The sequence below is a fragment of the Luteibacter aegosomatissinici genome (assembly GCF_023078495.1).
GTDB lineage: Bacteria > Pseudomonadota > Gammaproteobacteria > Xanthomonadales > Rhodanobacteraceae > Luteibacter > Luteibacter aegosomatissinici.
The window spans coordinates 1,087,211-1,114,195 of sequence record NZ_CP095742.1; the positions used below are offsets into that span (position 1 = coordinate 1,087,211).

19 protein-coding genes are annotated in these 26,985 nt (G+C 65.3%); 12 read left to right on the forward strand and 7 right to left on the reverse strand.

All coding sequences use genetic code 11. The annotated features are described in order from the left end of the window. The first annotated feature begins 694 nt into the window (after positions 1–694). From L2Y97_RS04810 to L2Y97_RS04835, 6 genes are all read left to right on the forward strand, one after another. Positions 695–3,298 (forward strand): TonB-dependent receptor, encoded by a 2,604-nt coding sequence (locus L2Y97_RS04810; protein ID WP_425492847.1) that lies wholly within the window; start codon positions 695–697, stop codon positions 3,296–3,298. After that, on the forward strand, positions 3,295–5,928 hold the full coding sequence (locus L2Y97_RS04815) for a beta-mannosidase (RefSeq protein WP_247433706.1): 2,634 nt from the start codon (positions 3,295–3,297) through the stop codon (positions 5,926–5,928). Before L2Y97_RS04810 ends, L2Y97_RS04815 begins: the two co-directional genes overlap by 4 nt. After that, positions 5,925–7,361: a glycoside hydrolase family 125 protein gene (locus L2Y97_RS04820; RefSeq protein WP_425492820.1), complete on the forward strand. Its 1,437-nt coding sequence runs from the start codon at positions 5,925–5,927 to the stop codon at positions 7,359–7,361. Before L2Y97_RS04815 ends, L2Y97_RS04820 begins: the two co-directional genes overlap by 4 nt. Before the next feature lie 24 nt (positions 7,362–7,385). Then, entirely contained in the window at positions 7,386–9,821 is a 2,436-nt protein-coding gene (locus L2Y97_RS04825; RefSeq protein WP_247433709.1) for a GH92 family glycosyl hydrolase, read from the forward strand. Positions 9,822–9,989: 168 nt separating this feature from the next. Continuing rightward, positions 9,990–14,921: an autotransporter domain-containing protein gene (locus L2Y97_RS04830; protein WP_247433712.1), complete on the forward strand. Its 4,932-nt coding sequence runs from the start codon at positions 9,990–9,992 to the stop codon at positions 14,919–14,921. A 92-nt stretch (positions 14,922–15,013) separates the two neighbouring features. Then, complete coding sequence (locus L2Y97_RS04835; RefSeq protein ID WP_247433714.1) at positions 15,014–15,439, forward strand: hypothetical protein; 426 nt, start codon at positions 15,014–15,016, stop codon at positions 15,437–15,439. Position 15,440: 1 nt separating this feature from the next. Here the strand turns inward: L2Y97_RS04835 and L2Y97_RS04840 are convergent, their stop codons facing one another. After that, entirely contained in the window at positions 15,441–15,647 is a 207-nt protein-coding gene (locus tag L2Y97_RS04840; protein ID WP_247433717.1) for a hypothetical protein, read from the reverse strand. A 159-nt stretch (positions 15,648–15,806) separates the two neighbouring features. Between L2Y97_RS04840 and L2Y97_RS04845 the strand changes: the two genes are divergently transcribed. After that, the gene (locus L2Y97_RS04845) at positions 15,807–16,709 is read left to right on the forward strand and encodes a PAS domain-containing protein (protein ID WP_247433720.1); all 903 of its coding nucleotides are present in this window, start codon (positions 15,807–15,809) and stop codon (positions 16,707–16,709) included. A gap of 132 nt (positions 16,710–16,841) precedes the next feature. Continuing rightward, a complete protein-coding gene (locus L2Y97_RS04850; RefSeq protein WP_247433723.1) occupies positions 16,842–18,056 on the forward strand; it encodes a carboxylate--amine ligase in 1,215 nt (404 codons plus the stop codon). Positions 18,057–18,104: 48 nt separating this feature from the next. Here L2Y97_RS04850 and cfa read toward each other — a convergent pair whose 3' ends face one another. Further along, the gene (cfa, locus tag L2Y97_RS04855; RefSeq protein WP_247433726.1) at positions 18,105–19,229 is read right to left on the reverse strand and encodes a cyclopropane fatty acyl phospholipid synthase; all 1,125 of its coding nucleotides are present in this window, start codon (positions 19,227–19,229) and stop codon (positions 18,105–18,107) included. A 142-nt stretch (positions 19,230–19,371) separates the two neighbouring features. Here cfa and L2Y97_RS04860 point away from each other — a divergent pair, with 142 nt between their 5' ends. Continuing rightward, entirely contained in the window at positions 19,372–20,640 is a 1,269-nt protein-coding gene (locus tag L2Y97_RS04860; RefSeq protein WP_247433729.1) for a multidrug effflux MFS transporter, read from the forward strand. A 484-nt stretch (positions 20,641–21,124) separates the two neighbouring features. Then, positions 21,125–21,256, forward strand: coding sequence for a hypothetical protein (locus tag L2Y97_RS22335; RefSeq protein ID WP_256452077.1), 132 nt, complete (start codon positions 21,125–21,127; stop codon positions 21,254–21,256). Between the two features lie 509 nt (positions 21,257–21,765). Here L2Y97_RS22335 and L2Y97_RS04865 read toward each other — a convergent pair. Genes L2Y97_RS04865 through L2Y97_RS04885 form a run of 5 tightly spaced genes read right to left on the reverse strand, consistent with a single transcriptional unit; the run spans position 21,766 to position 24,718 of the window. Next, positions 21,766–22,245, reverse strand: coding sequence for a hypothetical protein (locus L2Y97_RS04865; protein ID WP_247433731.1), 480 nt, complete (start codon positions 22,243–22,245; stop codon positions 21,766–21,768). Beyond that, positions 22,242–22,508 (reverse strand): cell division topological specificity factor MinE, encoded by a 267-nt coding sequence (minE, locus tag L2Y97_RS04870; protein WP_139980217.1) that lies wholly within the window; start codon positions 22,506–22,508, stop codon positions 22,242–22,244. Before minE ends, L2Y97_RS04865 begins: the two co-directional genes overlap by 4 nt. 2 nt (positions 22,509–22,510) lie before the next feature. Next, positions 22,511–23,323 (reverse strand): septum site-determining protein MinD, encoded by an 813-nt coding sequence (gene minD, locus L2Y97_RS04875; RefSeq protein WP_247433734.1) that lies wholly within the window; start codon positions 23,321–23,323, stop codon positions 22,511–22,513. A gap of 34 nt (positions 23,324–23,357) precedes the next feature. After that, complete coding sequence (gene minC, locus L2Y97_RS04880; RefSeq protein WP_247433737.1) at positions 23,358–24,125, reverse strand: septum site-determining protein MinC; 768 nt, start codon at positions 24,123–24,125, stop codon at positions 23,358–23,360. Then, entirely contained in the window at positions 24,122–24,718 is a 597-nt protein-coding gene (locus L2Y97_RS04885) for a GNAT family N-acetyltransferase (RefSeq protein WP_247433740.1), read from the reverse strand. Before L2Y97_RS04885 ends, minC begins: the two co-directional genes overlap by 4 nt. Before the next feature lie 193 nt (positions 24,719–24,911). On the opposite strand from L2Y97_RS04885, the gene L2Y97_RS04890 reads away from it, so the two are divergent. Continuing rightward, positions 24,912–26,177, forward strand: a complete 1,266-nt coding sequence (locus L2Y97_RS04890; RefSeq protein ID WP_247433743.1) for a sensor histidine kinase — start codon at positions 24,912–24,914, stop codon at positions 26,175–26,177. Next, entirely contained in the window at positions 26,174–26,815 is a 642-nt protein-coding gene (locus tag L2Y97_RS04895) for a response regulator (RefSeq protein ID WP_072322753.1), read from the forward strand. Before L2Y97_RS04890 ends, L2Y97_RS04895 begins: the two co-directional genes overlap by 4 nt. Positions 26,816–26,985 lie beyond the last annotated feature (170 nt).

Consider the following 26,985-nt stretch of genomic DNA (forward strand, 5'->3'; position numbering starts at 1 on the left):
ATGCCTTTCCTTGGGTGTGTGGATTCAGCTTCACGCGGATCGGGTGACTGCGCGCTGTCTGCAACGGGTTCTTATCGTTCGCGTTTACCTGCGCGTTGGACTTCGCAAGACCTTGCGCGCGGTGCCGGTGAATGAGCCGCCTGGTGTGGTGGCCTGGGCGCTGGGGGCATCGCGCGCAAGCGCGCTCCTACAGGGGTTGTTTGTGGGTTTTTACGTTGCGGTGCAGCAAAGCGTGGCGCGGGTGGCGGCGCGAACGGGTCGCTGGCGGGCGCAAGGAAAAAATTGCCGGTGGCAGCGTGAGTTAGCCGCAAGCGCGGCTCGCCTTGCAGGGTAGTGGATCGATCCAAATTGGGTTGAGAATTTTCCGCACTGCACGAAACTGGTTTTTCAGAAAAATATCGAAAAAACAACAATGTAAGGCGAAATGGTTGCCTTTAGATCGAGTTAAAAAAAGCGTTGACATCGTTGTCACTGCCCCCTAAAAATCGACGCAGTAATACCGCTGCAACAGCCACCACGACACGGTCCCCTCGCGGTTAACCACTACCGCCGCCGCGTCGAGGCGCAGGGCAACAAAAAAACACCGAAGGCCGAACGATCACGAACGCGGGCGCAAGCCCGTGCGGTGGCGTTCGTCCTGCGAAAACCCCCTCCCCAGGAAAACGATATGAACCACCGTTTCAGCGCACTTTCCATGGCCATCCTGGCCGGGCTGTTCGCCTCGGGTACCGTCATGGCGCAGGACGCGGCGACCCCGCCGGCGCCCGCCAAGAAGGCCGATGCCGCCCAGACCGAAGCCAACGCCCAGGACGCCGCCAACCTGCAGGGCGTGACCGTTACCGGTATCCGCGCTTCCTTGCAGAAGTCGCTCGACCTCAAGCGCAACTCCGATTCCATCGTCGATGCCATCTCGGCCGAAGACGTGGGCAAGTTCCCGGACACCAACGTCGCCGAATCGCTCTCGCACCTGCCGGGCCTGTCGGTGGACCGTAACTTCGGCGAAGGCGACAAGGTCAGCATCCTGGGTACCGACCCGGCACTGAACCGCCTGATGCTCAACGGCCAGACCGTCGCCTCGACCAACTGGACCTCCGATCCGAACAACCCGGATAGCCGCTCGTTCAACTACAGCCTGCTCGCTTCGGAAATCATCGGTAACGCCCAGGTCTACAAGACCCCGCAGGCGAACATCGATGAAGGTTCGATCGGCGGCACCGTGATCGTGAACACCCGCCGCCCGCTCGACCTGCCGGCCAACACGCTCACCGGTAGCGTCAGCTACGGCTACAACGACAGCGCCGACAAGGGCAAGCCGAACGCTTCCGTGCTCTACAGCTGGAAGAACAAGGACAGCACCTTCGGCGTGATCGGCTCGCTCATGCACTCCGATCGCATCATCGATCGCCAGGGCACCGAAATCTTCGGCTACCAGCGCGTCAACGATCCGACCGATACCAACCCGGATCACCAGTTCAACCCGGCCGTCGTCCCGACGGACGCGAAGGGTGTGTACCCGACCGCCGTGAACACCGCGTGGTTCCAGCAGCGCCGTACGCGTGATGGCGTGTCCACCGGCCTGCAGTGGAAGCCGAACGAAGCGTTCGAGCTGAATTTCACCGGCCTGTACGTCACCGAGAAGTTCAACAACTTCAACCAGAGCCACTACGGCGAATGGTCGGGTTCCGCCGCCAACGCCACCGCGCTGAACTTCCAGAACGGCGTCGCCACCAGCGGTAGCTACAACGCCAACACCAGCACCTACCTCGACGGCTACGAGCGCGATTCGACCGTGAACACGGGCGTCGCCCAGCTGCGCGCCGATTGGTTCGGTGATGGCTGGACCGCGTCGTCGCAGATCGGCTACACCGGTTCCACCGGTGGTTCGGACGGCATCTACAACATGCAGTTCCAGGGCTTCGGCGGCTTCAACTACAACCTTGATGGCCAGCACCCGCAGATCAACTACAACGCCGGTGACAACCCGTCGGCGATGCTCGCCCACGGTGCTGGCTACAGCTACGCCCCGAGCTATGACCGCGAGCGCTACTTCCAGGCGGACTTCTCGCACGACGTGCAGTGGGGCCCGCTGAACCAGATCGAAGTGGGCATCAAGGCCACCAACCACCTGGATGGCCAGGACGCCTACTCGGCACAGCTGCCCAGCCAGGATGGCAATGGCCTCTCGCTGGCTGACTTCGCCAACGGCGGTACGCCGGGTGGCTTCCTCAATGGCCTGAACGCCGCCGGCAACATGGGCGACTGGACCACGATCGATCCGGGCCTGATGAAGGCGTACATCCAGAGCATCAAAGATGGCCACGTCTCGCTCGATCCGAAGGCCACCTACAGCGTCGCCGAGCAGAACCGCGCGTTCTACATCCAGGGCGATTTCTCCGGTGACGACTACCGCGGCAACCTGGGCGTTCGCTACTACCGCACCCGCGATACGGTGAACGGCTACCAGTTCGTTGGCGATAACCAGTACGCCCCGGTGAACAAGCGCAGCACGTACCATGACTGGCTGCCGTCGTTCAACATCGCCTATGACGCCACCGATGCCCTGACGCTGCGCTTTGCCGCCGCGCAGACCATGGCCCGCCCGCGCTACCAGCAGATGACCCCGTACGTGGCGCTGGATGACCGCACGCTCACCGGTTCGCGTGGCAACACCGACCTGGGCCCGTACAAGTCGACCAACTACGATGCCTCGGCCGAGTGGTACTTCTCGGAGAACAGCGTGCTGGCCGCGGAGCTCTTCTTCCGCCGCATCTCGGGTTACATCCTCAACACCAACGTGGAAGAGACCCACTACAACCTGACCAACCTGCGTGACGACGTGTACCAGATGCAGGTGCCGATCAACGCCGGCGTGGCCAAGGTGAAGGGTGCCTCGATCAGCTACCAGCAGAACTTCAAGTACGGCTTCGGCATGCTGGCGAACTACACCTACTCGGATGCGACGACCAGCAACGATTTCCCGCTGCCGTACAACTCCAAGAATGCGTTCACCATTTCGCCGTTCTATGAGCAGGGCCCGTACAGCGCCCGCGTGACCTACAGCTGGCGTTCGTCGTACTTCACCTCGATCGCCCAGTTGCAGTCGCAGCAGATCACCGGCATCTTCCGTGAACTGGACGCATCGCTGGGTTACCAGATCAATGACCACATGCGTGTCTCGCTGGATGCCACCAACCTGCTGAACGAGACCTACTTCGTGTACAACAACACCCCGGCTGAGCCGCTCAACGCCTACAAGAACGGTCGTACCTTCACCGTGACCCTGGGCTTCAAGCTGTGACGGCCCGCGCGTCGCTGGCCCTGGCCCTCCTGCTCGCCGCGGGAGCGGCCAGTGCCGCAACGCCTACGGAGAAAGACCTCTCCGCCGGCTGGCGGTTCCGCCTCGCCCCCGGGGCGGCGGCCAGCGATGCGCACCCCGAAGTGAAAGATTGGCAGCCGGCCACCGTGCCGGGTGCCGTCCAGACCGATCTGCTCGCCCTGGGGCGGGTGCAGGATCCGTTCTGGCGCGATAACGAAGCCAGCCTGCAGTGGATCGGGCTGGCTGACTGGGATTACCACCTGGATTTCGACGTGGATGCGGCCATGCTGGCGCGCGGCCACGTCGACCTGGTGTTCGACGGCCTCGATACGTTCGCGGACGTCACCCTCAACGGGAAGAAGGTGCTGAGCGCGGACAACATGTTCCGCCAGTGGCGCCTGCCCGCGAAGGCCGCCCTGAAGCAGGGCAAGAACACCCTGGATGTCCGGTTCGCCTCGCCCGTGGGCAAGCTGCTGCCGTGGCTGATGAAGCAGCCATACTCGTTGCCCGGCGAGTTCGATTCGGCCTTTGGCGATGAGCCGAAGGGCAAGCAGACCTCCAACTACGTGCGCAAGTCCAACTACCAGTACGGCTGGGACTGGGGCCCGCGCTACCTCACCGCCGGCATCTGGCAGCCGGTGCGCCTGCAGGCGTGGGACGACCTGCGCCTCAACGATTTCCATGTGGCCCAGGATCACGTCGATGCCGATGCAGCGAAGCTGCAGGCCGCGTTCGACCTGCGCGCCGACAAGGCCGGTGCCGCCACGCTGAAGGTCGACTGGACCGCGCCCGATGGCACCAAGGGCCATGAAGAACGCAACGTCACGCTGGCGAAGGGCGAGAACCATCTCGCCGTGCCGGTGGATATCGCGCACCCGCAACGCTGGTGGCCCGTGGGCTACGGCGACGCCAACCTCTATCATTTCCATGCCGATGTCGTGGCCAATGGCGCAGCCGTCGCCAGCGCCGACAAGGACACCGGCCTGCGCAGCGTCGAGCTGCGCCGGGAGAAGGATCAGTGGGGCAGGGGCTTTGCCTTTGTCGTGAACGGCGTGCCCATTTTCGCCAAGGGTGCCAACCTCATTCCGTTCGATAGCTTCCCCACCCGCGTCACCACCGCGAAGATGGAAGCCATCCTCACCTCCGCCCGCGACGCCAACATGAACATGTTGCGCATGTGGGGCGGCGGCACCTACCAGCCCGATGCCTTCTACGCCCTGGCCGATCGCATGGGCATCATGGTGTGGCAGGACTTCATGTACGGCGGTGCCATTACACCGTACGACAAGGCCTTCAACGAGACCGCGCGCATCGAGGCGATCGAGCAGGTCACCCGCCTGCGCGACCACCCCTCGATCGTGCTGTGGGCGGGTAACAACGAAGTGCAGACCGGCTGGGATGACTGGCCGGATCGCCAGGACTTCCGCAAGTTCGTCAACGCCGATGAAGTGAAGAAGATCGACGACGGCATGCGCGAGCTGTTCGGCAAGACGCTGCGTGGCGTCGTGAAGGACCTTTCGCCCAACGTGCCGTACTGGGCCAGCTCGCCCAGCACGGATTACGAGGGCCCGGCCAACGTCGAGAACGATGGCGATTTCCATTACTGGAAGGTGTGGTCCGGCTCCGAGCCGATCGACCACTACCTGGACATGACCCCGCGCTTCCAGAGCGAGTACGGCCTGCAGTCGTTCCCGGTCATGGCCACGATCAAGGCCTTTGCCGAACCCGGTGATATGCAGCCGGAATCGAAGGTGATGCGCGCCCACCAGAAGTTCGCCAATGGCGACGGTAACCAGCGCCTGCTGCTGTATATCCGTGCGGGCTACGGCGAGCCGAAGGATTTCCCGTCGTTCGTGTACCTCAGCCAGGTCATGCAGGCCGAGGGCATCGAACTGGCGGCCGAGCACCTGCGCAGCGCGCGCCCGCGCAACATGGGCACGTTGTATTGGCAGCTCAACGACGTGTGGCCCGGCGCCTCGTGGGCCAGCGTGGATTACTTCAACCGCTGGAAGGCCCTGCAGTTCCATGCGAAGCGCTTCTATGCGCCGGTGGACGTGGTGCCGCTTCGCCGAAACGGGCAGACGGAAGTGTTCGCCGTCTCCGATCGGGTGAAGGATTTCGACGCCACCCTGCGCACCCGCGTGTACGCGATGGACGGCAAGCTGCTGCGCGACAGCAGCCAGCCGGTGAAGGCCGCGGCACTCTCGAGCACTTCCGTGTTGAAGGCGGATGACGCCACCCTGCTGAAGGGCGCCGACCCGAAGAAGACCGTGGTGGCGTTCGACCTGATGGAGCAGGGCAAGCCGGTGGCCAGCCACCTGCTGTACTTCGGCGCGGCGAAGGATATTGCACTGCCGGCAAAGCCCGAGCTCACCACGAACATCCATGAGACGGCCGGTGGCCTGGTGATTACCGTGACCGCGAAGCGCCTGGCGCGTGCGGTGTGGGTGGATACCGGCGACCTGGACGTACGCCTTGCGGACAACGCTTTCGACCTGTTGCCGGGTGAGAGCCGCGACATCCTTGTTACCGGTAAGGCCGATGCGGCGACGCTGCACAAGGCCGTGTCGGTAACCTCGCTGGTCGATGCACTGAAGGAGACCCACCCGTGAACCCGAGCCGCCGCAACCTCATCAAGTGGCTGTCCCTGGCACCTGGCCTCGCCGTGGCCGGTGGCCTCAGCACCGCCGCCCTGGCTGCGCCGCGTTTCGAGAGCAAGCGCCCGCCGGTAGGCAAGCGCAAGTTCACCAGCCCGGCGGTGGAGAAGCTGCTGGCCTCCACCAAGAAGAAGATCGCTGATCCCGAGCTGGCCTGGCTGTTCGAGAACTGCTTCCCGAACACGCTGGATACCACGGTCGAAGTGGGCCGTCTGGATGGTTTCGAAGATACCTTCGTGGTCACTGGCGATATCGATGCCATGTGGCTGCGCGATTCCTCCGCCCAGGTGTGGCCGTACCTGCCGCTGGTGGCCAAGGACGAAGCGCTGCGCAAGCTGTTCCGCGGCCTGATCCGCCGCCAGGCACGTTGCATCAGCATCGATCCGTACGCCAACGCGTTCATGCCCGACCCGAAAGCCAAGAGCAACATGGACTGGTCGCAGCAGGACCAGACCGACATGAAGCCCGGCGTGGCCGAGCGTAAGTGGGAGATCGATTCGCTGTGCTACCCGGTGCGCCTGGCGCACGGTTACTGGCAGGCCACGGGCGACCGCGAACCGTTCGACGACAGCTGGCGCGCCGCGACCCAGCTCATCGTCAAGACGTTCAAGGAACAGCAGCGCAAGGATGGCCTGGGCCCGTACCATTTCCAGCGCCCGGCGTTGAACCCTACCGATAGCCAGATGCTGCACGGCTTCGGCGCACCGGCCAAGCCGATCGGCATGATCGTGCAGGAGTTCCGCCCGTCCGATGACGCCACCACGCTGCCGTTCAACATCCCGGGCAACCTGTTCGCGGTGGTGACCCTGCGCCGCCTGGCGCAGATGCACGGCACCTTCTACGGCGACCAGGGCTTCGTGGCCGAGTGCAACGCGCTGGCCGATGAAGTGGCCGCCGCCACGGAGCAGTACGGCGTGATCCGCAACGGCCAGGACGAATACTGGGCGTATGAAGTGGATGGTTACGGCAACCAGCTGTTCATGGATGACGCGAACGTCCCCAGCCTGCTTGCCCTGCCGTACCTCGAGACCACGGCGTACGACAAGCGTTATGCACGCACCCGCGAGCTGGTGTGGAGCAACAAGAACCCGTACTTCTTCAAGGGCACGGCGGGCGAAGGCATCGGTGGTCCGCACGAAGGCCTGCGCTACATCTGGCCCATGTCGATCATGATGAAGGCGTTCACGACCACGGATGTGGCCGAGCAGCGCCAGTGCCTGCACATGCTGAAGACCACCCATGGCGGCACCGGCTTCATGCACGAAGCCTTTGACCAGGACGATCCGAAGAACTTCACCCGTTCGTGGTTTGCCTGGGCCAACACCTTGTTCGGCGAGCTGGTGATCCACCTCGCCGAAAAGAATCCTGATTCACTGCGCCGGGTCTGAACCCGCCGCTTGCCGGAGTAATTCATGGTCACACGTCGACGTTTCCTGCAGGGCATGGCCGCCGCAACGGCTGTCGGTCAGCTCGGCTCCCTCTCCGCGATGGCCGCGGGCGTCAAGCACGGTCTTGAAGCGCCAACCACGGGCGGCGGCACCGCCCCGGATGGCGTCCTGCGCTACGTCGACGTTTTTGTCGGTACCGGCGGCCACGGCCACACCTACCCGGGTGCGACGCGGCCGTTCGGCATGGTGCAGCTCAGCCCCGATACGTACAACGCCGAGTGGGACGGTTCGTCCGGTTACCACCAGGGCGATGGTTCGATCATGGGCTTCTCGCACACGCACCTCTCGGGCACCGGCGCCGCCGATATGCTCGATTTCCTGGTGATGCCCACCATGGGCCCCGTGCTGCTGCAGCCGGGCGATCGCGATTACGACGGCGTGAACTACGTATCGCGCTTCGATGCGAAGAAGGTCAGCGGCGAGAAGGCCCCCAAGGGCTACAAGACCGGCGTGAAGGGCTACCGCTCGCACTACACCGGTGAGCAGGCCCACCCGGGCTACTACCGGGTGAAGCTGACCCAGCACGACATCCTGGCGGAACTCACCGCCACGCTGCGCGCCGGTATCCACCGTTACACCTTCGGCAAGGAAGGCGATGCGCACCTGCTTCTCGACCTTGCCCACGGTTATCAGGACAACCCGAAGGAGCCGTGCCGGGTGACCGATGCCGAAGTGCGTGTCGTCGGCAACGACACGATCGTCGGCGGCCGTCGCGTATGGCAGTGGGCATCGGGCCGCGTCATCTACTTCGCCATGAAGCTGTCGCGCCCCGCGTCGTCGATCACGCTGTACGACGAAGACAAGGCACTGCCGGCCGGCACCACGGAAGCCAAGGGCAACCACCTGAAGGCCGCCGTGCACCTGGACAAGGCCAGCAGCGAACCGCTGCTGGTGAAGGTCGGTATCTCCGGCGTCGATATCGACGGCGCCATGCGCAACCTCGATGGCGAAATCCCGGCATGGGATTTCGATGGCGTGCGCGCCTCGGCCGAGGCCGAGTGGGCGGGTGAGCTGTCGAAGATCCAGATCGACAGCACGTCGGACAAGATCAAGCGCACGTTCTACAGCTCGCTGTACCACACCATGCTGGCACCCACCGTGTTCAGCGATATCGATGGCCGTTACCGCGGCATGGACAAAGCCGTGCACACGCTGCCGGCCGATCGCCACAACTACAGCACGTATTCGCTGTGGGATACCTATCGCGCTGCACACCCGCTGTACACGCTGTACCAGCCGGACCGCGTGCCCGACCTGGTCGACGGTATCGTCCGCCTGGCCGCCGAGAGCCCGAGTGGCGCACCGGTGTGGCCGCTGCAGGGTATCGAGACCGTGTGCATGATCGGCTATCACTCGGCCGTGGTCGTCGCCGAGGCGCAGGCCAAGGGCTTCACCGGCATCGATTACCAGAAGGGCTGGCCGGTGTTCCGCCGCCGCGCCATGCAGGATGATTACTTCGGCCTGCCGTACTACCGCGCCAAGGGCTATATCCCCAGCGACAAGGAAGGCGAGGCAGTCAGCAAGACCCTCGAATACGCCTACGACGACTGGGCGATGGCCAGCATGGCCGAGCACCTGGGCCACGCCGACGAGGCCAAGGCACTGCGTGCGCGCTCGCAGAACTACCGCAACGTGTTCGACAAGGACACGCAGTTCATGCGCCCGAAGGGCGATGACGGTCAGTGGCTGCAGCCGTTCGATCCGATCTCCATTGGCCACTCGAAGAAGTGGCGCGACTTCACCGAATCGAACGCCTGGCAGGCGACGTTCCTGAACCAGCACGACGTGTACAACTACATGGACCTGTTCGGCGGCGTGCAGGGCTTCGAAAAGAAGCTGGATGCCCTGTTCAACGCCAACCCGACCCTGCCCGATAACGCCCCGCCGGATATCGCCGGCATGGTCGGCCAGTGCGCATTCGGCAACGAGCCGTGCCACCACATGCCGTACCTCTATGCGTACACCGGCTCGCACCACAAGACGGCCGCCAAGGTCCGCCTCATGCTGGATACGATGTACCTGCCGGAGCCGGATGGCCTGCCGGGTAACGAGGATTGCGGCCAGATGAGCGCCTGGTACGTCATGAGCGCCATGGGCCTGTACGCGGTGGACCCGATCAGCACGAACTACGTGTTCGGCAGCCCCATCCTCGATCGCGCCCAGGTCCATGTCGGCGGCGGCAAGGTGCTGACGATCGAGACCCAGGGTAACGGCGACGGCAAGCCGTACATCCAGTCCGTGACCTGGAACGGCCAGCCCTGGACGAAGACCTGGATCAGCCACAAGGACCTCACCGCCGGCGGCACCCTGGTGTTCACGATGGGCGCCGAGCCGAACGAGGCCTACGGCAAGGCGCCGGAAGACCGCCCGCCGAGCTTTGGCGCGTTGGCCAAAGCCTGATCTGAGAGCAAGGGGCGGGCACATGCCCGCCCCGCCACCTCTGACCTGCGGCGCCGCACAACGAAGACCTGTAGCAAGAACTTGCGGCTTTCGGTAAGGTCTTCCGCGGACCGTCAGGGAGGGCGAGGATTCCCCCGCCACGGATGACGGTACGGGGGAACAGCCGGGATGAACAGGACGTACCAGCTTGTCTGGAACGCGGCGCTGCGCGTCGTGCAGGTGGCATCGGAAGCGACAAAAGCACGCCGCCCCGTGCATTTGCGGCGGTCGCGTCGTTCCGCCATGGCCGTTACCGCACTAGCGGTGGCGCTTTCCGCCGCCCTTGGCAATCCCGCCAGCGCACAGGCGGTTTTGCCTGCGGACCCCTCGATCCAGGCCGGCAACGCGGCTTTCGACGACAGCGCCCCCAACCTGCTGGTCGTCGCTCAGTTAAGCCCCGATCTGGCCGTGGACTGGAGTTCGTTTTCCATCGGAGCGGGCGGGACGCTACGTTTCATCCAGGCCATGGGCCAATCGTCCACGCATGTGGTCAGCGGTAACACCGTCTCACGGCTCGATGGCCGCTGGGAAGCGGGTGGGGATGTTTCCCTCGGTAACGATAACGGCATCGTTTTCACGGGCGCGTACCAGTCGCCTGGTGGCGCGTTGCACCTTACGACCGCACAGACGTTTGCCATGCTTCCCGGCGCATCCATCGATGTCCACGGTGCAGGTGCGGCGGCCGGCGGCGATGTGTGGCTGCAGGGAGATCGTTACCTCGAGGTGTCCGGCCATATCGACGTGAGCGGTTCGACGCCGGCGAGGCGCGGCACCTTGCATCTGGCAACCGGCCAGGACCTGCAACTGGTGACGACCATTGATTCCCATCTGCTCCCCGATGGTACGTACGGCGGCTCGGGCATGGGGCAGGTGGCCGCGGCGACCATCACCGGTGCGGGTGGCCACGTCGATATCGACAGCGGTGCATCGCTGTGGATGCGGGGGAGCGTGCATGTCGCCGGCAAGGCCAACCTGTATTCCACCGACGTCATGTGGTTCGAAGCGCCTTTCATCGCAGACGGCGACATCACGCTTTCATCCGCTCGCTCGATCTCCTCCAGCTCGTCGGGATCCATCACGACATCCGGCGATCTGATCCTCAGGGCCCCTACCGTCACACTTGAAGCGCCGGTGACGGCGAACCGCCTGGTCCTTGATACGCCCGCAAACGCGAGCGTGGGGTTTGTCACCGGCCCTCTCATCGTGAACACCATGACCGGAACGGTCGATGGCGGGTTGCACATATCGGGCGGCCCCTACAGCGATGCCAACCGCATTGGCCTGGTCGATCACCTGGCCGTCGCCGGGACTTTCGCCATGTCCAACACGGTGGACACGACGATTCGCGATACCTTGGTGGGCAGCTTCGCCCGCATCGACGCCCCCGGGCATGATATCGACGCCACCGGCCCCGGTAACGTATTCACCGGGGCCTTCGCCGCACAGGCGCGCGATCTCCAGTTGGCCTCGCGCGCCCCGATACGGCTCGATGGGCTGGATGTACGTAACGCCACGGTGGTGTCCGATGACGCCATTTACCTGGGCACGAGGAATGCAGCCACGGGCTCCATCTCGCTCTCGGCCAACGGGGACGTGCGGCAGGATCAGATCGTCACGCTCACCGTGGGGGGTGACCTCTCGATCGATGCGAATGGACATGACATCGATCTGGGCGGATGGACCCAGCCAACGAGCTCGCAGGTCAACCAGGTCGGCGGCCTGGTGAACCTCGACGGCGATCACGTCCGTTACGCCTCATTCACTTCGCCAACCCGGCTTGGCCGGATTGATGCTGCATCGAACCTGTCGCTGATTGGCGTGGGCGATTTCGATCCGCGCGCTTACATCGCCATGGGCCAGGTAACCACGCCGGCCACCCAACTGCTCAACACCCGCCTGTGGATCGGTAACGGCGGTACGACAGGATCGCTCGCGGGCGACATCCGGCTGGATAACAGCAGCCTGCTTTTCAATCGCAGCGATCGCGCGGTGTTCGCCGGCGATGTGAGTGGCAATGGGCTGGTAACGCAAGCCGGTGCTGGTACGCTTGCACTGAACGGGCACGGTAGCAACGCGGCCGGTGTTCGAGCGGCGTGGGGCACGCTACTGGTGGGCGATGCGGCCCACGCATCCGCGGTACAGGATGGCCCGGTGTCCGTGGCTGGCGCCGCCACGCTCGGGGGCACCGGGCGAATCGCCGGTGCCGTCACCGTGGAAACCAACGGCACGCTTGCGCCGGGCGACGGTATCGGTACCTTGCATGTCGGCTCACTGCTCATGCGCAACGGCGGCCGTTTGCTGATGGATGTGGGCACGCCGGGGCCGAACTTCGCGACGCCGGGCAGTGCGGATGCCGTGCAGGTGGATGGCGACGTGCGGTTCGAAGGTAGCGTGGCGCTTAACGTAGCCAACGCGGGCAACATGGGCGCGGGTCTTTACAGGATCCTTTCCTGGGGCGGCCAGCTCGATGAATCCGCAGGCCAGCTGACACTGGTGGCCCAGCCGTCCGGCGCGCAGATGTGGCTCGCGCGCGATGTGATAAACCGGCGGATCGATCTATTCAATGCCCAGGGCATGACCCTGCAGTTCTGGAATGCCGATGGTCAAAAGCACGGGTTGCGTGGCGGCGGTGGCCCTGGCGTGTGGTCATTGACGGCGCCCAACTGGAGTGACGTCGATGCACTGGTGACCGGGCCCATGTTGCCTCAGCCAGGTTTCGCTATCTTCGATGGCGATGCGAACCTGGTGACGGTCGACGATGGCGCCGGCCAGGTCAGCACGAAAGGTATCCAATTCGGTAGCTCGGGCTGGATCGTGAGCGGCGACAAGCTGGCGCTGGTCGCCGATGCCAATGGCCAGACCGTCGTGCGCGTTGGCGATGGCAGCACGACCAGCAGCTACATGTATGCCAGCATCCTTTCCGGCTTGACCGGCAACACGCGGCTCGTCAAAGCGGATTACGGCACGCTGGCGCTCAACGGTGTCAACACATGGACCGGCGGCTTGACGATTTCGGGAGGTCGCCTCGAAACCTGGGCGGACTATGCGCTGGGCGCTCCCAGGGGCGATATCACGCTCGATGGCGGCACTCTTGCGATCGAGTCGTGGGGCTGGGGGCCGCTCGCGCGAGATATCCGTCTCGACGCACGAGCGTTGGCCGGTGGCATCGACATTACTGACCCGACCAACAGCCTGACGATCGCCCGCCCGATCACGGGGACGGGAGGCCTGCATAAGATGGGGCCCGGTACGCTGGTGCTCGCCGCCGCCAATACGTATGTCGGCCCCACGGTGGTGAGTGAAGGCACGCTGGTCGGCGATGCCGCATCGATTCGTGGCGACATCACGAACGACGGCACGATCATCATCGCCCAGGAGGGTATCGGCCGCACCACGGGTGATACCGATGGCAATGGAACGTTCATCAAGACGGGCTCTGGTAGCTTCGGGATGGAAGGACAGAGCTTGTTCACAGGTAACACCGTGATCGAGGAAGGCACGCTGCAGGTCGGATCGCCGGCCGCTGTCTCCGGCGTGGCGCCGGGCCTGCTCGGCGGCAATGTGTATGTGGCCAGCCGGGCTGTTCTCTCCGGTACCGGCACGGTCCTTGGCGATGTCCTCAGCCATGGCTACATCATGCCGGGCGATGTGTTGCACGGCCAGGCAACGGGCCGGCTCATCATCGCAGGTGATGTCACGTTCAGCGCCGACAGCACCCTGGCCATCATGGCGCGCACGGACAGTGCCAGCTCCCTTGCCGTCGGTGGGCATGCCACGATCGAGCAAGGGGCCCGGCTCGTCATCGACGCGCAGGGGGCCCAATGGGTGGCTGATACAAAATACGATGTGTTGACCGCCGCCGGTGGTACGACCGGCACCTTTGCATCCATCAACGGCAATTTTGCCTTCCTCAATACGCTTATCGCGTATAGCGAGAGTGGCAACATCAGCCTCATCCTTCGGCGTAACGCGGCGGCGCTGGAGGATGCGGCGGTCACCCCTAATCAGCGTGCCGTCGCCGTTGCCGCAGGCGTGCTGGGCGCGGGGTCCGCAGTCTACGACCGCCTGGTGGCCCTGGATGCCGCCTCGGCACGCACGGCGTTCACGTCGCTCTCCGGCACGCTGCATGCCAGCGCGCAGGGCGCGGTGGTGGATAACCAGCGCCAGGTACGCGATGCAGTGACCCGCCACCTGGCCGATGCCGACCTGCCCGGCGGGCAGCGTGCCGATGAGGGCCGCGTGTCCACGTGGGTCAGCGTGCTCGGCCGCGATGCGGATTACGATGGTGATGCCAATGCCGCGAAGGTCGATACGAGTGACAGCGGCGTGCTGTTTGGCGCGGACCTAGCCGTAGGGGAGGGCGGCCGCATCGGCGCCGTGCTTGGCCACGTCACGCAGAACATCCACGAGCGTTCGTCGCGTGGAAGTGCCGACGTAAAGGGCACCCAGTTCGGCATTTATGGCGACGTGGGGTTCGATGCACTGCACCTTTCGGGAGGGCTGGTGCAAGCGCACCACGACATCGATACCCGCCGTGACATCACGATCGGTGCCGAAACGATGCGCGGCTACGCGAGCCGTGATGCCGATACCACGCAGGGTTTCGCGGAGCTCGGCTACCGCTTTGGTGCCGCGGGGCGGTGGCGGGCCGAACCGTTCTTCCAGGCTTCCACCGTCCGCTGGAGCGGCGATAAAGCCACTGAGCACGGTGGCACCGGTACGGTGGTGGTAAGTGGCGACGATGCGCATGTGACCACTGGCCGGGCAGGCGTACACCTGGGTGCCGCGCTGGATGGCGATGCGCGGTTTGGCCTGCAGGCCACCCTGGCCTGGCAGCGTGCATGGGGCGATACCGTACCCGAGGCGCGCCTGCGCTTCGCCGAAGGTGGCCCTGGATTCACGACGGCCGGGGCGCCTCTGGCGCGCAACGCAGGCGTGGTCGATGCGGGCCTGGTGGTTCGTCTTGCCCCGGCAGTGCACATGGATGCCAGCTACACCGGCCAGTTCGCCGGCAAAGCCTCGGACCATGGCGGCCGCCTGTCGCTTAACGTCACCTTCTGAAACGGGTGGCGCGCGACCTATTCACGGCGGCTAGACCCTCGCCCCGACAACCTTCCCCTGCCGGGTGCGCCGGCCAGGGGAGGGGAGTTGCCATGTCTTACGTTGGTCGCATGCATCTGCGCATGTTCATGCCGGGCCTGCTGGCACTCGGCACGGGCGCCGTTGCCGCCGCTGCGTTGCGTGCGGCCGAGGCGCTCCCGGGCGAGCTGGGTAACTTCCTTCTCTATTCGCACCTACCGCGCTGGCTGCTGGCGGCGGGTGTGTGCGCAGGCGTTGCCATTGTCGGCATCCAGGCCCTGCGCATCCGCCTCTGGGAGCGCGGCGCCCTTGCGTCGTGCTACGTCTGCGGGTGCCTGCTGGCACCGGCTCGTACCGGTCGCGGCGGGCTGGGCCGTGTCAGGCCGTGCCTTGGCTGCGGCAAGGTGCATGGGGTGAACCACCATGTCACGGGGCGCGTCGTGCCCCTGCAGGTGGCGGTGCCCGACAGCACCGGCCCAGGCGTGAGGGGTGCCCGCTGACTCAGCGGACGTTGGTGACCGTGATGCGGTGACCTACGCGCTCGAGCAGGACGCGCAGTGCCTCGGCGTCGTCGACGCTGGCGCTATCATCGAGTGACAGCCACAGCGTATCGCCCGACAGGCCATGCACCTTTTCGTTGAACGTGATCTCGACCGCGGCCTTGCCGTTCGGGTGGACGACGGAAACTTCAAAATTGCGTGCCTGCACGGCCAGTATTCCCCTGATAACAAAACGATTGCGTGGCACAAGTTTAGCCGGGCCGTGAAGAAAAAGGCGTGACGCAGGTTTCGCCCGGACTAAAGCCCGGCCCTTGCCTGGCCGATAAACCAGTTCGAATTCGATGAAGGGCAGGGTGCCTCGATGGGCATGGGTTTCTGGAGCGGGCGCGATGCCCGTGAGGCGCGATCGACGCTGGCGGCATTGGGCCGTCGCTTTGCCGTGGTGGAACTGGGCGCGGATGGCGTCATCCTGTCCAGCAACAAGGCCTTCCAGTCCATCCTTGGCGCGAGCACCGATACCCTGGCGGGCCAACCGTTCCAGGCCGTGTTCGCCGTGGATGACGCGGAGCACCTGTGGCGCGCCCTCTCGCGGGGCGAGGAAGTGGCCGACCTGGTCCGGGTGACCGGCGCCGGGCAGGAGGGGTGGATGCAGGCGGTTTACGTGCCGCGCATGGGCCGTGGCAACCGCCTCGCTTCTGTCGTGGTTTACGGCGCGGATGTCACCGCGCAGGTCGGGCGGGCCGCCAACCTGGGACAGCGCCAGCACGTCGTCGACGAAACGCAGGGCGTGATCGAGTTCTCCCTGGATGGCATGGTCCTGACCGCCAACCCCGCTTACCTGAAAATCGTGGGCTACCGGCTGGATGAGATCCAGGGCCGCCATCACAGCCTGTTCGTTGATGAGCGTGAAAGCCGTTCCGATGCGTACATCGGATTCTGGCGGCGCCTGCGCTCGGGCCTGCACGATGCCGGTTTGTATCGCCGGCTAGGCAAGGGCGAATGCGTGGTGTGGATCCAGGCAACGTACAACCCGATCTTTGACGCGGATGGCCGCCCGGTGAAGATCGTGAAGTACGCGGCGGAAATGAGCGCCGATGCGCTCCAGGCACCGCCGGCCGCGGTGCCGGTCGCGGCCGTACCCGTGGCGGATGCGGCGGTGGCCAACGTGCTCGACATGCTCGATAACGCGGCGGCGCGGGCCAATGCCTTGTCGATGGATGCCGCCATCGACGCCGCGCTCGCCGAGCAGCGTGGGCAGGACGGCGCGTGAACTTTCGCGTGCCTTTCGCCGTGGGCCTGCAAAGCGCATAGGCCGAGAGGTCGACTATCCCCCGCCCGGCCCGTGCGTTGATATAGGCCTGCGTGGCCGCCGTCGCGGCCGCTTCCTGGCAGGGGATTCTCCATGGGTAAGGTCGCAGCGGGCCGTGTGCCGGCCATCGTCATGGGGCGAGGTCCCACGGCCATCGGTATCCTGCGCAGCCTGGTGATGGCGGGCATTCCCGCCTACGTGGCCTGCCCTCCCGGGGACATGGCGACCCGCTCACGCTGGTACCGGCCTACGCCGGGGGCCGCGTGGGATGGCACGCCGGGCCCGCAGGCGCTGGATACCCTGCGCGCCATGCCGCTCGAGCGCGCCGTGATCATCCCCGGCGCAGACGATGCGGCCATGTGGCTCACCCATTTGCCGTCGAGTGATCTCGGTTCCCGGTTCCTCGTGTGCAGCTCGACCCGTACCGCGCAGGCACTGCTGCAGGACAAGTCGGTGTTTGCGGGTTTCGTGGCGGCCGCCCACATTCCACACCCCAGGACATTTCGTCTCACGACGCTCGCCGATGTCGCCGAGGTGCCCATGCACCAACTCGATCGCGTCTTCATCAAGCCGGTGAATTCGCAGCGCTTCAGTGACGTGGTCGGCGCGAAGGGTGTCTGGGTCGACTCGCTCGACGGATTGCGCGACGCATGGGCACGCTTCCACGCGCAGGGTTTTTCCGTCATGGCCCAGGAGTACGTTCCGGGCCCCGCGACGGAGCACTACTTCATCGACGGGTTCCGGGACGCCAACGGTGCCTACCCTGGCCTTTTCGCCCGGCGCCGGCTGCGCATGTCGCCACCGGACTTTGGCAACAGCTCCTGCTCGTGCGCCATCCCGCTGGATGCCGTCCCCGAAGCGGAACGGCACATCCGCCGCCTGCTGGACGGGCTGGATTACCGGGGCATCTTCAGTGCCGAGTTCAAGCGCGACCCGCGCGATGGTGAATACCGCATCATCGAGGTGAACACCCGGGCGTGGACGTATGTGGAGTTTGCCGCGCGCCGTGGGGTGAACGTGTGCGACATGGCCTGGCACGATGCGCAGGAGCTGCCTGTACCGCGGGCGCCGCGCCAGTATCCCGCCGGGCGCTTCTGCGTGGACCTGTACCACGATATGGCCAGTTTGCGGCGGCGGCGGAGCGGCGTGGCCGAGATCGCCGGCCAGTGGCTGCATGCCGATCTGCATGTTTTCCGGATGGACGATCCCAAGCCGGCACTACACGCCATCGCGGGCATGGTGCGCAAACGCTTCGACCGGCCCGCCACCCAAACCCATGATGCGCACGTGCCCAGGGCGGTGCCCTAGCCGGCGGTGATTATCCCCTGCACGTGCATGCGGGGATGGCCGTCAGGCTTATCGCGGCACCCGAACGCCGCCGGGTACGCCACGTGGCGACAGCGTAAGCTGCCACAGCTGGTCGCGCCGGCTGCGGAACACGCCGGCGGAACAGCCGAGGTAGAAGTGCCACATACGGCGGAACCGCTCATCGTAGTTCGACGATAACCGTGGCCAGGCCGCATCGAAATTCGCCTGCCAGGCAACCAGCGTCCGGTCGTAGTCCGTACCGAAGTTGTGCCAGTCCTCGACCACGAACAGGCTTTCCAGCGCACTGGATACCTGGGCCATCGAGGGGATGACCGAGTTGGGGAAGATGTACTTCTCGATCCAGGGATCGGGCCGTCCGGCCGGGCCGTTGCTGCCGATGCAATGCAGGAGCACCAGTCCATCCGGCCTGACGCAGCGCCGGGCGACTTCGAACCAGGGGCGGTAATTCTTTCCCCCCACATGCTCGAACATGCCGACGGACAGCACCGCATCGAAACGCTCGTCGACCTCGTGGTAATCCTGCAGGCGGATCTCGATGGGTAGCCCGCGGCATAGCTCGCGAGCGTACTCGGCCTGCTCCTTTGAGATCGTGATGCCGACGCCGCTGACGCCGTAGCGTTCCGCAGCGAACTTCAGCGCCTCACCCCAGCCGCAGCCGATATCGAGGATACGCTGGCCCGGCGTGAGCTGGAGCTTGCGGCAGATCAGGTCGAGCTTGGCTTCCTGGGCATCATCGAGGTTCCAGGCATTGGCCCAGTAGGCGCAGGAATACACCAGGCGCTTGCCCAGCATGGCCTCGAACAGGTCGTTGCCCAGGTCGTAATGCTGGCGGCCCACCTCCCATGCGTGGTCACCGCGCTGCAGGTTGAGGAACCGGGCCTTCAGGTGGGCGACCAGGGTATCCAGCGTACGCAGGGAGTCATCGAGGTGGGCGTTGAGCACGCGGGTCATGAAGCCCGCAAGGTCAGGGCAATCCCACCAGCCATCCATGTAGGCCTCGCCCAGGCCCAGGGATCCGTGGGCGAATACGCTGGTGTAGGTGCGTTCGTCGTGGACGGTGATATCGGTTGGCCGGTGGCCGTTGATCGTGATGCCGGCCTGCTCCAGCAGGCCTTGTGCGCGTGCTTTCAACGAAGCGGTATCGTGGCTCATGGATGGGTTCCGGTGACCCTGCTCGCCGCCCCGCGCGGCGTGGCGCTACCTCCGTGGCTGATTATGGGCACCGGCCGTGGGCTCAGGGCAAGCACGACTTACAGCTATACTGTTTGCATCCCCCGGTACAGATTGACGGTCCATGACCTCCGCGACCCGCGATCCGCGGCGCCACCTTCCGTTGTTGCTCGCGGCCCTCAGCATGATCGGGCCGTTCTCGATCGATGCCATCTTCCCGGGCTTCCCGGACATCGGCCACACCTTCGGGGTGGGCGAGGTAGCCCTGCAACAGCTGCTCAGTGTGTACCTGCTGGCCTACGCGGTCATGAGCCTGTTCCACGGTGCCATCTCCGATGCGTACGGGCGCAAGCCGGTGATCGTGGTGGCCATGGGTATCTACGCGTTGGCTTCGGCGGGCGCGGCGCTGGCGCCGGGCTTCGGTTTCCTGCTGGGTTGCCGCATCGTGCAGGGCTTGTGCGGCGGCGCGGGTATCGTGGTCGGCCGCGCCATCGTCCGCGACACCATGCACGGTGAAGAAGCGCAGCGGATGATGTCGAAGGTGATGATGATCTTCGGCATCGCGCCGGCGATCGCACCGATCGTGGGTGCATGGCTGCTGGGGATCGATGGCTGGCGCGGTATTTTCTGGGCGCTTACGGCGTTCACCGTGCTGCTGGTGCTGGGTATCACGCGCTTCCTGGTGGAATCGCACCCGGTGGAGAAGCGAACGGTGTTCCAGCCGCGGCCATTGCTGCGCGGTTATGTGGCGATCGCGCGGGATCTACCGTTCTGGCCGCTGGCGATCGCGAGCTCGGTGAATTTCTCGGGTCTGTTCTTGTATATCGCTTCGGCACCGCACCTGATCCGCGATGTGTTGCACCTGGGTGCCGATGGTTTCCCGTGGTTGTTCGTGCCGACGGTGACGGGCATGGTCACGGGCGCGTTTATCTCGGGGCGCGTGGCGGGGCGGGTGAGCGCGGCGAAGACGGTGGGCTGGGGTTATGCCGCGATGCTTTCGAGCTGCGCGTTCAGCCTGTTCTTTGCGCTGGTGCTGGATGCGCCGCGCGTGCCGTGGTCGACAGTGCCGCTGGCGCTGTATGGCTGCGGTGTGCAAATGGCGTTCCCGACGCTGACGATCCTGTTGCTGGACCGGTTCCCGAACCAGCGCGGCGGGGTATCGTCGGTGCAGGCGTTTGGCAGCCTGATCACGACGGCGTTTATCGCGGGCGTGCTGTCGCCGCTGCTGTCGTCGAGCATGCTGTACCTGGCCTTGGGCGCGACGTCGCTGTGCCTGACAGGCCTGGCGGCATGGCTGTGGTACGGCTCGATGGAACGCCGCCGCCTGTCCCGCGCCTCGGCCGCGGCCGCCACCGAGGTGGTATCGCAAATCGAGCGCAACGAACCGGGCTAACGGCCCGCCTTCGGCTTCGCTCTGGTGAAGCGGTTCATTCGCTTTCGCGAATGCATGTTTCTAGCGGCATCCGCCGCCTTGCTCTTGTGGGCGTGAGGCCGAGAGCCGTCGGTGCCCACCCTCGCTGCTCAGACAGGTCCTCCGCGTTCGGTGCGGAATGCCGCTGCGCGGCATGGTTTACCTATATGGCCTACGGCCGCTCTCTTGTGCGGAACTCGCCTCGAGGGTGGGCACCGACGACTCTTTTGACCCATGAGGTTGGGTGTTGGGAGAGCCGCGGCGTTGTCTGCGGGCAGAGCGGTGCGTTCGGACACGTACTGGCGGACAGCGGCTTCGTCCGCGGACAGTCGTGATCGTGTGGCGTGGTTCGACGCAAACGCCGTCGTGGCGCCGTTTGTGGGTTGTGGTTTGGGTTGGCACGGCGGATGCAACGTCTCGGGTGACGGGGCCTGGCCCCAATCGCCCCACCTCACGGAGCATCGCCATGAAAGCTGAAACCTTCCTGCTCAAGTCCTTCTTCGTTGCTGCCGTGCTGACTTGCGTGTTGGCCATGGGTTCGTTTATCACGGCCAGTCCCGCGCATCTGCCGGCGACTGTGGTAGCTGCCGCGCAGTGATGGGTTACGGCGTCATCGCTGCGTAGGCTGATCGCGTGCAAGCACGCTCCCACACGAGCCCGGCGCATCCATTCACCAGATCGCGGCACCCCTCGTAGGAGCCCACCCTGTGGGCGACATCTTCTCGCCGAGCACCCAAGCCCTGCGGCGGTGTCGCGAAAGCTGTCGGCCACAGGGTGGCCTCCTACGACGGTATTGCGCACCAGCAGCGAGCTCGCCCGCACGCCACCTCATGGGTAAAGAGAGCCGTCGGTGCCCACCCTCGAGGCGAGTTCCGCACAAGAGAGCGGCCGTAGGCCAGCCTTACATAGTGCTGGCCCATGGCTCGCTAACGGGGCGGCGGTTGTAGGAGCGCACCTTGTGCGCGAATCAAAGACATGGCGGCGTAGCCGCAGCATCGACGCGAGGGTGGGCACCGACGGCTCTCGGCCTCAAAACCACAAGAGCAAGGCGGCGAAGCCGCTGGTTACACGCATTCGCGCCAGCGAATGAACCGCTTAACTAGCGAATCAGGCGACAGGAAGCCCGCGGGCCAGAAGGAACGCACGCGCCTCAGGCGCATCCTGCTCGAACCACGCGCGTGTTGAACGTAGCCGGTACGTATAGCCCCAGCGGTCCATATCCTCCATCAACCGCTGCGAACCCACCGACGGCAAATGCCCCGCCAACACGATCTGCAGGTAGCAGGTCGCGTCTTCTTCCTCGATGGAATCCGTCGCATCCGTATGCACCAGCGCGCGCTTCTCTTCCGGCAGCACGATCAGGTGGCAGGCCTCGTGCAACAGCGAATGCACCGGCGTATCCGCCCGTGCATACACCGTCGTACCAATGATGCCCGCTTCGGTATCGCCCCAGAAGCTTCCGGGGATCGGCTCGCCATCCGCCACCGCGATCAGCGCGAGGCCATGTTGGGCGAGCAGGGCGCGGGGTTCGTCGAAGCCGATGGCGCCGACGCGGAGCACCGCGTCGGCGGGATCGGGCGTGCTCATGCCGACGCGGGCTTGCCGTCGGGCAGGGCGACCGAGAGTTCCAGCACCTCGTGGCCGCTGTCGCGCTCGAGGTTGATGTTCACGGCCTCGACATCGACGTTCACGTACTTGCGGATGACTTCGAGCAGCTCGTTACGCAGTAGCGGCAGGTAGTCGGGGCCGCCGCGCGTCGAGCGCTCCTGGGCGACGATAATGCGCAGGCGCTCGCGGGCGACGCCAGCACTCGGCTCGGGTTTGCGCTTCAGGAAATCGAGGATACCCATGCTCAACCTCCGAAGACGCGCTTGAGGAAGCCCTTCTTCACCGGCTCGATGAAACGCAGCGGGCGCTCGTTGCCCAGGATGCGGGCGACGGTGTCCTTGTAGGCGTGGCCAGCGTTGGAGTTGTCATCGAGGATGACCGGCACGCCCGCGTTGGACGCGGCCAGCACGTTCTCCGATTCCGGGATGACGCCAACGACCGAGATGCCGAGGATTTCCTCGACGTCCTTCACGCTGAGCATTTCACCGGCTTCCACGCGGTTCGGGTTGTAGCGCGTGAGCAGCAGGTGCTGCTTGATCGGCGCTTCGCCCTTTTCGGCGCGGCGGGTCTTGCTCGAGAGCAGGCCCAGGATGCGGTCGGAATCGCGCACGGAGGAAACCTCCGGGTTCACGACGACGACAGCGTGGTCGGCGAAGTACATGGCCAGGTGCGCGCCCTTTTCGATACCGGCGGGCGAATCGCACACGACGAAATCGAAGTTCTCGTTCTTGAGCTCTTCGAGGACCTTTTCGACGCCTTCCTGGGTGAGGGCGTCCTTGTCGCGCGTCTGCGACGCGGCGAGCACGTACAGGTTCTCGTGGCGCTTGTCTTTGATCAGGGCCTGCTTGAGCGTGGCCTCGCCGTGCACGACGTTCACGAAGTCGTACACCACGCGGCGCTCGCAGCCCATGATCAGGTCGAGGTTACGCAGGCCGACGTCGAAGTCGATGACCGCGACCTTCTTGCCCTCGATGGCGAGGCCGGTCGCGAGAGAGGCACTGGTGGTGGTCTTGCCGACTCCGCCCTTGCCGGAGGTAACGACGATGATTTCAGTCAAGAGATGTCTCCGCAAAAAACGGTTGGGACCGGCGTCAGAGGCGCGCGATCATGAGTTTTCCATTATCGAGCCAGCATTGCACGGCCTGGCCTTCGAATTCCTTGGGCATGTCCTCGAACACGCGGTAGTGCCCCGCGATCGCCACCAGTTCGGCGCGGAAATCGGAGCAGAAAATGCGGGCTGTCTCATCACCCTGTGCGCCGGCCATGGCGCGGCCACGCAGCGTGCCGTAAACATGGATCGAGCCATCGGCGATGACTTCGGCGCCATTGGCCACCGTCGCGGCGACGACGAGATCGCGTTCGCGTGCGTACACCTGCTGGCCCGAGCGAACGGTGCTGCCGGTGTGCTGCTGGGCCGTGATGGTGGTGCCGGTTTCAACGGCGTCGGCGGCCTGCTCGCGGCGGGCCGCCACGGGGGCAGGGGCCGGCGCGGCGGCCGCGGTCTCCGCCTGGCCGGGCTCGTACTGCGCCCGGAACTTGGCGATGAGCGGCAGGTTCATCCGCTCGGCGAGGGCTTCCGTCTCGCTCGTGCCGTAAGCGATGCCTACCGGCAGCATGCCTGCGCTACGGATCGCTTCGAGCAGGGCATCGACCATGCCGTCGTCCGGCAGCTTGGGCAGGTGCGACAGATCGAGCACCACGGCAGCGCGGGTGAACATCTGCGGCGCGGAGCGCACGCGGCGTTCCAGTTCGTCGACCAATGCGGCGGCATCGACGCGGCGCACGCGCACGCAGGCAATGCCTACCTGGCCAAAGCGCAGGTCACAGGCGGCTTCGAGGGATTCGGCGCGGGCGTTCATGCGGCCACCCCGCGGTTGCTGCCCGGGCGCACGCGTTCGGCGAGCCAGGGCACGTCGGGCAGGCCATCCTGTTCGAGGTAGCGTTCGCGGACGAACGGGAAGCTGGGTAGTTCGCGGGCGAGCAGGCTCACGTTCGGGCCGTTCGCGCCCATGCGCTGCTGGCCCACTTCCTGGAAACCCATGGTGCCGTGGAAGAGCACCGTCTGGTCGTTACGGGGTTCAAGGAAGACTTCGCAGGTCAAAAGCGGCACGCGTACCTCGGCATAACTTTGCACATCACAGTAAAAAATGCGGCCCAGGCCATGTCCGCGCATGGACTGTTCGATCACGATGCGATCGATATAAACGAACGATTCGTAATGGGCCTGGAACCAGCGGAAATTCGGGCTCTGGTAATCGGCATCCGGGCGCATGGCGATGAGAAAGCCAACAATGCGGCCATCCTGCTCGGCGACGCGGAAATAGTGGGCGATCTCGTACAGGTGGCGCAGCCGGCTGCGATCGGTGGCGAGGATGCCCGTGCCCGCTTCATTATTAAGCGCCAGCACGGCATCCAGGTCGTGCTCACGCACGTCGCGGATGGCAAGGGCCATTCGGTACTCCGATCCAGGTGTTTCGAAAGAAGGCAGCCCCCGGGCCGCCCGATGCGCGGCATTATGGCACGCCCGGCACCCGCGGGGGAGCGCGCATGCGGATGTAAAACCGTTGTAAAGCCAGCGCTTGCCGTTAGCGCCCTCATGACTTCAGTCAGGTGGTGCGCGGGCCGCGAAGGCCTATGATGCGGGCATGTCAAAGGTCCAGTTCAACCATGTCCGCCTGCTCCGGTACGCGACGTACTTTGTCTTCCTGTGCGTGGGCTTGCCGCTTTCGCTGCAGCGCGCGGGCTCGGAGCCCGGGCAGATCCCCGACGTGGCCCTGCTCGCGTGGACCGGCTGCTACCTCCTGTTCGGCCTGGTGTACTGGCTGCTGACACGCAGCCTCGGCTCCCGTGTCGATGGCCCGACGCGGGTCACGGTGCTGGTGATCCTGACCGGCACGGCGCTGGCGATCGGCGTACTCAGCAAGAGCGGCCTTTCAGCGCTATTGCTGGTGATCGTGGCGGCCGTGGTGCCATGGCTGGTGAGCCTGCCGGTGGGCATGGCCTGGATGGTGGTGGCGCACCTGGCCCTCGTGCCGGTGATGATGCAGCTGCCTACCTACAACCTGCTGCTCGCCATCATGCAGGCGTGCCTGTATTTCGGCTTTTCCGCGCTGATGTTCATCACCTCCATGGTCGCCAGCCAGCAGGCCGACGAGCGCGAGGAGCTGCGCCGGCTGAACTCCGAATTGCGGGCGACGCGAGCGCTGCTGGCCGAATCCACCCGCATCGCCGAGCGCATGCGTATTGCTCGCGATCTGCACGACCTGGTCGGCCACCACCTGACCGCGCTCAGCCTGAACCTCGAGGTGGCCAGCCACCTGACCAACGATACCGCCCGCGAGCACGTGCTGAAGGCGCAGACCACGGCCAAGCAGCTGCTGGCGGATGTGCGCGAGGTGGTCAGCGAGTTGCGCCAGGACGATGCCATCGACCTCACGCAGGCCCTGCGCAGCCTGACCGAGGGCGTGCCCGGCCTCGCGGTGCACCTGGCCATCCCTCCGCGCTTCGGCGTGGAGGATCCGCGCCGGGCCCAGATGCTGCTGCGCTGCGTCCAGGAGATCCTGACCAACACCGTGCGCCACGCCAATGCGCGCCACCTGTGGCTGACGTTCCGCCACACGGGCCCGGACGAGCTTTGCCTGGATGCCCGCGATGATGGCCGCGGCACCTCCGGCGCGGCCGGCGCCTTCCGGCCGGGCAATGGCCTGAACGGCATGCGCGAGCGCCTGGCGGAATTTGGCGGCGAAGTGACCTTTCGCGACATGCCCGAAGGTGGCTTCGCCCTGACCGCCCGCCTGCCATTGGGCGAGGCCCAGGCGCTGGCCCATGCACCGACGCGTCAGCCATTGACCGATAGCCCGCTGGCGCCTCCCCATGCCACCATCCCCGTTCCTTCCGAGGATCCTTCATGATCTCCGTCTGCCTCGTTGACGATCAGAACCTGGTTCGCCAGGGCATACGCTCACTGCTCGACCTTGCCGGGGATATCCGGGTGGTCGCCGAATGCGCCGATGGCGCCCAGGCCGTGCAGACCATCCCGCAGATCCGCCCCGATGTGGTCCTGCTGGACCTGCGCATGCCCAATATGAGCGGGCTGGAGGTGCTCCAGGCCCTGGGCGGGCGTAACGAGCTGCCGCCGACCATCATCCTGACCACGTTCGACGACGACCAGCTGGTCCTGTCGGGCCTGAAGGCCGGCGCCCGTGGCTACCTGCTGAAGGATGTGTCGCTGGACCAGCTGGTGGAGGCCGTGCGGACGGTGGCCGCTGGCGGCTCGCTGGTCGCACCCATGGTGACCCAGCGCCTGCTGGCGGGCGTGGGCCGCATCCAGAACCAGTTTTCGAGCCTGGAGCAGCCCGATCCGCTCACCGAGCGGGAGACCGAGATCCTGCGCCTGCTCTCCGGCGGCTACAGCAACAAGGAAATCGCCAATTCCCTGCGCGTGGCCGAGGGCACGGTGAAGAACCACGTGTCCAACATCCTTTCCAAGCTGGGCGTCCGCGACCGCACCCGCGCGGTACTCAAGGCCCTGGAGCTGGGGATCGTCTGACGGCCGCCTGACCGGCCGGGGCACACCCGGAATTTTTCGGGTTGTGCCCGCTTGCGAAAAAGGGCAGGGGACCCAATGGCGCTCGGCGCCATGACCGGCTACCATCGGTTCTTTCGGCACTGGCATGCCCATGTCACGGGCCGATTCTTCAGGGGCGGCCGCGCGGACTC

Bases quoted from the DNA above. Each gene is read 5' to 3' on its own strand.
- L2Y97_RS04810 (WP_425492847.1), top strand. From the start codon at position 695: ATGGCCATCCTGGCCGGGCTGTTCGCCTCGGGTACCGTCATGGCGCAG.
- L2Y97_RS04825 (WP_247433709.1), top strand. From the start codon at position 7,386: ATGGTCACACGTCGACGTTTCCTGCAGGGCATGGCCGCCGCAACGGCT.
- L2Y97_RS04830 (WP_247433712.1), top strand. From the start codon at position 9,990: ATGAACAGGACGTACCAGCTTGTCTGGAACGCGGCGCTGCGCGTCGTG.
- L2Y97_RS04835 (WP_247433714.1), top strand. From the start codon at position 15,014: ATGTCTTACGTTGGTCGCATGCATCTGCGCATGTTCATGCCGGGCCTG.
- L2Y97_RS04845 (WP_247433720.1), top strand. From the start codon at position 15,807: ATGGGTTTCTGGAGCGGGCGCGATGCCCGTGAGGCGCGATCGACGCTG.
- L2Y97_RS04850 (WP_247433723.1), top strand. From the start codon at position 16,842: ATGGGTAAGGTCGCAGCGGGCCGTGTGCCGGCCATCGTCATGGGGCGA.
- cfa (WP_247433726.1), bottom strand. From the start codon at position 19,229: ATGAGCCACGATACCGCTTCGTTGAAAGCACGCGCACAAGGCCTGCTG.
- L2Y97_RS04860 (WP_247433729.1), top strand. From the start codon at position 19,372: ATGACCTCCGCGACCCGCGATCCGCGGCGCCACCTTCCGTTGTTGCTC.
- L2Y97_RS22335 (WP_256452077.1), top strand. From the start codon at position 21,125: ATGAAAGCTGAAACCTTCCTGCTCAAGTCCTTCTTCGTTGCTGCCGTG.
- L2Y97_RS04865 (WP_247433731.1), bottom strand. From the start codon at position 22,245: ATGAGCACGCCCGATCCCGCCGACGCGGTGCTCCGCGTCGGCGCCATC.
- minE (WP_139980217.1), bottom strand. From the start codon at position 22,508: ATGGGTATCCTCGATTTCCTGAAGCGCAAACCCGAGCCGAGTGCTGGC.
- minC (WP_247433737.1), bottom strand. From the start codon at position 24,125: ATGAACGCCCGCGCCGAATCCCTCGAAGCCGCCTGTGACCTGCGCTTT.
- L2Y97_RS04885 (WP_247433740.1), bottom strand. From the start codon at position 24,718: ATGGCCCTTGCCATCCGCGACGTGCGTGAGCACGACCTGGATGCCGTG.
- L2Y97_RS04890 (WP_247433743.1), top strand. From the start codon at position 24,912: ATGTCAAAGGTCCAGTTCAACCATGTCCGCCTGCTCCGGTACGCGACG.
- L2Y97_RS04895 (WP_072322753.1), top strand. From the start codon at position 26,174: ATGATCTCCGTCTGCCTCGTTGACGATCAGAACCTGGTTCGCCAGGGC.